Annotated in this window: 6 protein-coding genes and 1 pseudogene; all 7 read left to right on the forward strand. The window is 69.2% G+C overall.

Features of this window, described 5'->3' with window-relative positions; all coding sequences use genetic code 11:
- The coding region (locus QZV72_RS10355; protein ID WP_297008212.1) for a long-chain fatty acid--CoA ligase at positions 1-1,056 on the forward strand (1,056 nt) is incomplete at its 5' end.
- A gap of 113 nt (positions 1,057-1,169) precedes the next feature.
- Positions 1,170-1,856 (forward strand): hypothetical protein, encoded by a 687-nt coding sequence (locus QZV72_RS10360; protein WP_297008214.1) that lies wholly within the window; start codon positions 1,170-1,172, stop codon positions 1,854-1,856.
- Positions 1,857-1,870: 14 nt separating this feature from the next.
- Positions 1,871-3,019 (forward strand): radical SAM family heme chaperone HemW, encoded by a 1,149-nt coding sequence (hemW, locus tag QZV72_RS10365; protein ID WP_297008216.1) that lies wholly within the window; start codon positions 1,871-1,873, stop codon positions 3,017-3,019.
- A gap of 10 nt (positions 3,020-3,029) precedes the next feature.
- Positions 3,030-4,067: a heat-inducible transcriptional repressor HrcA gene (gene hrcA, locus QZV72_RS10370; RefSeq protein ID WP_297008219.1), complete on the forward strand. Its 1,038-nt coding sequence runs from the start codon at positions 3,030-3,032 to the stop codon at positions 4,065-4,067.
- Positions 4,068-4,116: 49 nt separating this feature from the next.
- Positions 4,117-5,256, forward strand: coding sequence for a molecular chaperone DnaJ (dnaJ, locus tag QZV72_RS10375; protein WP_297008222.1), 1,140 nt, complete (start codon positions 4,117-4,119; stop codon positions 5,254-5,256).
- Between the two features lie 3 nt (positions 5,257-5,259).
- Positions 5,260-6,003, forward strand: coding sequence for a 16S rRNA (uracil(1498)-N(3))-methyltransferase (locus QZV72_RS10380; RefSeq protein WP_297008225.1), 744 nt, complete (start codon positions 5,260-5,262; stop codon positions 6,001-6,003).
- 34 nt (positions 6,004-6,037) lie between these two features.
- Positions 6,038-6,295: pseudogene (locus QZV72_RS10385) on the forward strand (PhoH family protein); the annotation flags it as partial.

The raw sequence follows: 6,295 nt of genomic DNA on the forward strand, positions 1-6,295 counted from the left end.
CACTGGTCGGAGATGTCCACCCTGGTCCCCGAGTTCGCCCGGGCCCAGCCGCACCTCATCCTCGGCGTCCCCCGCGTCTTCGAGAAGGTCCACGCCGGTGTGAAGGCGAAGGCCGTCGACGGTGGCGGCGTCGGGGCGAAGATCTTCCCGCTCGCCGAGAAGACCGCCATCGAGTACTCCAAGGCGCTCGACACCACGGAGGGACCCGGCCCCCTGCTCAGGGCCCGCCGTGCCCTGTTCGACAAGCTCGTCTACGGTAAGGTCCGCGCCGCGATGGGCGGGGCGCTGCAGTACTGCATCTCCGGCGGTTCCGCGCTGAACCCCGAGCTCACGCATTTCTTCCGTGGTATCGGCGTCCGGATCTACGAGGGCTACGGCATGACCGAGACCACCGCGGCCATCGCGGTGAACTTCGAGCCCGACAACATCATCGGCACCGTCGGCAAGCCGGTCGGCGGAAACACCGTCCGTATCGCCGAGGACGGGGAGATTCTCATGAAGGGCGTCGTCGTCTTCGACGGCTACTGGAACAATGAGCAGGCCACGAAGGACAGCTTCGACGATGACGGCTTCCTGCGCTCCGGCGACCTCGGTTCCCTGCTGCCCACCGGCCACCTGAAGATCACCGGACGGAAGAAGGAGATCATCGTCACCGCCGGTGGCAAGAACGTCTCGCCGGGCCCGCTGGAGGACATCCTGCGCTCCGCCCCGCTGATCTCCCAGGCCATGGTCGTCGGCGACGACCAGAAGTTCATCGGCTGTCTCATCACCCTCGATGAGGAGGCGCTGCCGGCCTGGCGCCGACGCAACAACGTGCCGGAGCACACCGGCGTCCTCGAGCTGGCGAAGAACCCGGTGCTGCGTGCCGAGATCCAGGACGCGATCAATGAGGCGAACGACACCGTGTCGCACGCCGAGGGGATCAAGAAGTTCCGGATCTGCCGTCGGGACTTCTCCGAGGAGAAGGGCGAGATGACCCCCTCGATGAAGGTCAAGCGGTTCGCCGTCTCCCAGCACTTCGCGGACGACATCGCCTGGATCTACACCTCCAACTGACACATCATTCACACCCGTCCCACCCCGGCCCCGCCTCCCGGTGCCGGGGTGTTCGCTGTCCTATGGTTGTCACGTTCGATCACCGGCACGACCCCTGACGAGAGGAGACCGACGTGCACGATGCCGCGCGCCTGCGTCTCCGCGACCTCACCCAGGGGGTGTACGACATCGGCGACGAGATCGCGGAGGGCATCGACAACGTCGCCGCGTCCATGACCGACTGGGACGCCGAACTGGTCGACGACTGCATGCACGAACTCGCGGGCGTGGTCGACCAGGGGCGCGGTGAAGTCCGTCAGTACCTCGCCGAGATGAACGGTCTGCGCCAGGCCTTCGTGTCCGGGGTGAACTCCGGCACCCTGTCCGCCTCGGAGGACAACTACTACCACCCGGGTCGCACCCTCTCCTTCCTGCACCCGCACCAGGACCCGCCTCCGTCGACCGCGCCGCCGGTGGCGCCGAGGGGGCCGGTCGTCAGCACCGCCACGCTGAGAGTGTCGTTGCGCCACCGGAACACCGTGCTCACCGCGGACCTCGCCGAGCTCGCGGAATGGGTCGTCGCACAGACGAAGGAGGCGGTCGAACACCAGACCGTGCTGCTACCGCAGGCTTTCGCGCGGTCCTGGGCACTCACCCGGCAGACCGTCGCGGCCTGGAGGAGGGACGTCATCGGTGACCACCCCGTCCTGGTCGCCGAGATGCGCGGGGAGGCTCCCCCTGAGTTCCTCGTCGACCGGGCCCGGGTTGAACGGGTGCTGGCCCGCGTCCGGGCCCGGCGTCGCCGTTCCGCGGCCGGGTGAGTACCCTCACCCCCGTGGACACCGGCCTGTACATTCACGTCCCGTTCTGCACCACCCGCTGCGGATACTGTGACTTCAACACCTACACCCCCGGCGAGGACGGCACCTCGTCCGTCGGGACCTACCTCGACGCCCTGGAAGCGGAACTGGACCGGGCGGCCGGGGAATGGGACCGGCCCGGGCCGCCGTCCACCGTCTTCCTCGGTGGGGGGACGCCGTCACTGCTCGGTGCGGACGGGCTGTCCCGTGTGCTGGGGGCCGTGCGACGCAGCCTCGGCCTGGCGGCCGGTGCCGAGGTGACCACCGAGTCGAACCCGGAATCCACTTCCCCGGAGTTCTTCGACGCCCTGCTCGAGGCGGGGTACACGCGGATCTCGCTCGGCATGCAGTCGGCGTCCGCCCGTGTCCTCAAGGTGCTGGAACGCAACCACACGCCGGGCCGGGCGACCGCCGCCGCGACCGAGGCGCTCGCCGCAGGGTTCGACCACGTCAACCTCGACCTCATCTACGGCACTCCGACCGAGACCGACGACGACCTGCGGCGCAGTATCGATGCCGCGCTGGACACCGGGGTGGACCACGTCTCGGCCTACTCCCTCATCGTCGAGGACGGTACAGCGATGGCCCGCAAGGTGCGCAAGGGTCAGCTGCCCGCCCCTGACGAGGACACCTACGCCGACCGCTACGAGATGATCGACGCTGCCCTGCGGGACGCCGGGATGGGCTGGTACGAGGTCTCCAACTGGTGCCGGCCAGGTGGAGAGTGCCGGCACAACCTCGTGTACTGGCGAGGTGGGCAGTGGTGGGGGGCCGGTCCCGGCGCCCACGGCTGCGTCCGCCTGCACGGGAGTGCGGGGACCACACGCCTGGTCAACGCGAAACTGCCGCGACGGTACGCGGAAGCGTTGTCGGCCGGCAACTCCCCGGTGGTGAGCACCGAGCCGCTGAGTGCCGCCGACGTGCACACCGAGAGGATCATGACGGGCCTGCGGCTGGCCGAGGGGCTGCCGGACGAGGTGGTCGCCCACGCCCCGCGGGCCGTCGCCCGCCACATCGGCCTGGGACTGTTGGAACGGGTTGACGGGCGGACCCGGCTGACCGACGCCGGACGCCTGCTCGCGGACGGGATCATCACCGACATCCTCGTGGAGGAGGACGACTAGACTGTCGGCCATGGCGAAAGTGAGCACGGCGGATCAACGCCGCGGCGAGGTCCTGCGGGCCATCGTCGCCGACTTCATCTCCACCCAGGAACCGGTCGGTTCGAAGGCGCTGGTGGAGCGCCACGGTCTCGGGGTGTCCTCGGCGACGGTGCGCAACGACATGGCTGTGCTCGAGTCCGACGGATTCATCACGCAGCAGCACGCCAGCTCCGGGCGGATCCCCACCGAGAAGGCCTACCGGGTCTTCGTCGACGGCATCCACCGGATCAAGCCGCTGAGCCCGCCTGAGCGACGGGCGATCCTCAGGTTCCTGGAGGACGGGGTGGACATGGAGGACGTGCTGCGCCGCAGTGTGCAGCTGCTCGCCCAGCTCACCCGCCAGGTCGCCGTCGCCCAGCTGCCGGACCTGCGCCGCGGCCGGGTGAAGCACTGCGAGGTCGTGCAGCTCGCCGACACCCGCCTGTTGCTCGTGCTCATCACCGACACCGGCCAGGTCGACCAGCGCAATGTCGACCTCGCCGCTGCGCTGCCCGCCGACGATCTGCCCCGGCTGCGTGCGCTGATCAACGACACCCTCGTCGGTCACACTCTCGACGACGCGTCAGCGGAGATCGCTGCAATGGCCGCCGGCGATGATCCGAGCGTCCCTGCCGAGCTGCAGGACGCCGCGCTGACCTGCGCCACCGTGCTGGTGGAGACCCTGCTCAACCGACCCAACGACCGACTGATGATCGCCGGTACCCCGAACATCGTCCGTATCGGCGAACTCGACGGCGTACTCGACGCCCTGGAGGAGCAGGTGGTGGTTCTTCGGCTGTTGTCCAGGGTCCGTGACCTCGGGGAACAGAGTGTCCGGGTCACCATCGGCGAGGAGAACACCCCTGCCGAGCTACAGTCCGCGACGGTGGTGTCCACCGGTTACGGCACGCGGGAGGCGGTGCTCGGTGGCATGGGTGTGCTCGGGCCGACGTACCTGGACTACCCCGGCACCATCAGCTCGGTGCAGGCCGTCGCCCACTATGTCAGCAGGATCCTCGTGGGGGAGTAGAATGCCCCCGGAGAACCGCAACTGAGAACACAGAGGAAGCAGTATTACCTTGGCTCGTGACTACTACGCCGTCCTCGGCATCGAGCATGACGCGACGGACGCCGAGATCAAGAAGGCCTACCGTCGGCTCGCCCGCAAGTACCATCCGGACGTGAATCCCTCTGAGGAGGCCGCGGAGAAGTTCCGCGAGGTGTCACTGGCGCAGGAGGTCCTCACCGACCCGGAGAAGCGACGCATCGTTGACGCCGGTGGAGACCCGGAGGACCCCGGCTACGGTCGCGGTGCCCCCGGTGGCTTCGGCGGCGGTGGCTTCGGCGATATCTTCGACGCCTTCTTCGGCGGCGGGGGGACCGGCGGTGGCCCGCGGGCCTCCCGCGTCCGCCCGGGCAATGACGCCCTGCTGCGCATGGAACTCACCCTCGAGGACTGCTTCACCGGCGTCCAGCGTGAGGTCACGGTGGACACCGCCGTGGTCTGTGACGCCTGCGACGGCACCGGCTCGGCGACGAGGTCGGATCCTGACACCTGCCCCACATGCCATGGTCAGGGCCAGGTCATGGAGATCCAGCAGTCGATCCTCGGCCGGGTACAGGTGGCCCGGGCGTGCCCGCGCTGCCAGGGCACCGGCGAGATCATCCCCGATCCCTGTGAGGAGTGCGCCGGCGACGGCCGGGTCAGGGCCCGCCGCGACATCCCGGTGAACATTCCCGCCGGCATCCGAGACGGCATGCGCATCCGCATGTCCGGCAAGGGTGAGGTCGGGCCCGGCGGCGGACCCGCCGGTGACCTCTACGTCGAGGTCCACGTCGAAGAGCATCCCTGCTTCGTCCGTGAGGACGATGACCTGCACGTCACCGTCCACGTGCCGATGGTCGAGGCCGCCCTGGGCACCAGTGTCGACGTCGATATGCTCGACGGGTCGACGGTCACCGTCGCCGTGGAACCCGGTACCCAACCCGAGGCCGTCGTCCGGGTCAGGGGCGCCGGCATGCCGCACCTGCGCCGCGAGGGGTACGGACACCTCATCGCCCATGTCGATGTCACCGTGCCCACCGATCTCGACAAGCGGTCCCGCGAGCTCCTGGAGGATCTGCGGAAGCGGTCCGGGGAGACCGCCGGGGTACGCACCACCGACAACGAGCGCGCAGGCGGGCTGTTCTCCCGGCTGCGCGGGAAGTTCGGCAGGTAACCGGTGACCGATCCCGTCTTCCTCGTCCCGGATCTCGCCGACCAGCTGAATCGGGTCGGGGAGAGCGGAACGTTTTTCCTGCCGGAGGCGGAGGCGAGGCACGCCGCCGTCAAACGCCTCCGTGCCGGGGAACCGGTGGTGCTCACCGACGGTTCCGGGCTCGGAGTGACCGCGTTCTTCGGCGTGGGGGAGTCTGTGACCGGCACGGGTGTCCTTCCGAGGCGGACGCCGCGTCCACGGGTCACCATCGTCCAGGCGATCCCGAAGTCCGAACGGTCCGAACTCGCCGTCGACCTGGCGGTGCAGGCGGGAGCGGACCGGATCATCCCGTGGCAGTCCGACCGCTGTATCGCGAAGTGGGACGGTAAGCCCGGTAAGGCGGGGAAGGCCCGGGCGAAGTGGGAGGCTGCGGCGGTCTCCGCGATGAAGCAGTCCCGCCGACTCGACGGTGCCTGCGTCGGTGACCTGCTCACCGACATCGCCGACCTCGTGCTCCCCGCCGGGCCGGTGCGGCTGCTCGTCCTCCACGAGGAGGCTGCCACCCCACTGGCGCAGGTTGACCTCGATGTCGAGGAGATCGTCCTGGTCATCGGGCCGGAGGGTGGGGTCAGTGCGCGGGAGATCACCGCGGTGGAGGCGCTCGGCGGGCGGTCCGTGGTCCTCGGCCACGAGGTCTACCGGACGGCCAGCGCGGCGGCGATCGCCCTCGGTGCGATCGGCGTGCTCACCGACCGATGGGCGCGATAGACTGCAACGGTCGGAAGACGTACACAGGAGAAATGTGAAACAACCACCGAGGCGTATCGCCTCCACCACGGTCGACCTCGACCCGGACACCGCTCAGGCCGTCGCCGGCACCGCCGACGAGAACCTGCGCATCATCGAGGACCATGTCGCCGCCGATCTGCTGAGCCGCGGCAACCATGTCACCCTGCGCGGCGAGGCGGCCCAGGTGTCCCGCGCGCGTCGTGTCCTGCGGGAGCTCGAGTCGATGGCCGCCCGCGGACACGTCATCACCCCTGACCTCACCCGCCGCGCC

Origin of the sequence: uncultured Corynebacterium sp. (assembly GCF_902782855.1) — a bacterium.
GTDB lineage: Bacteria > Actinomycetota > Actinomycetes > Mycobacteriales > Mycobacteriaceae > Corynebacterium.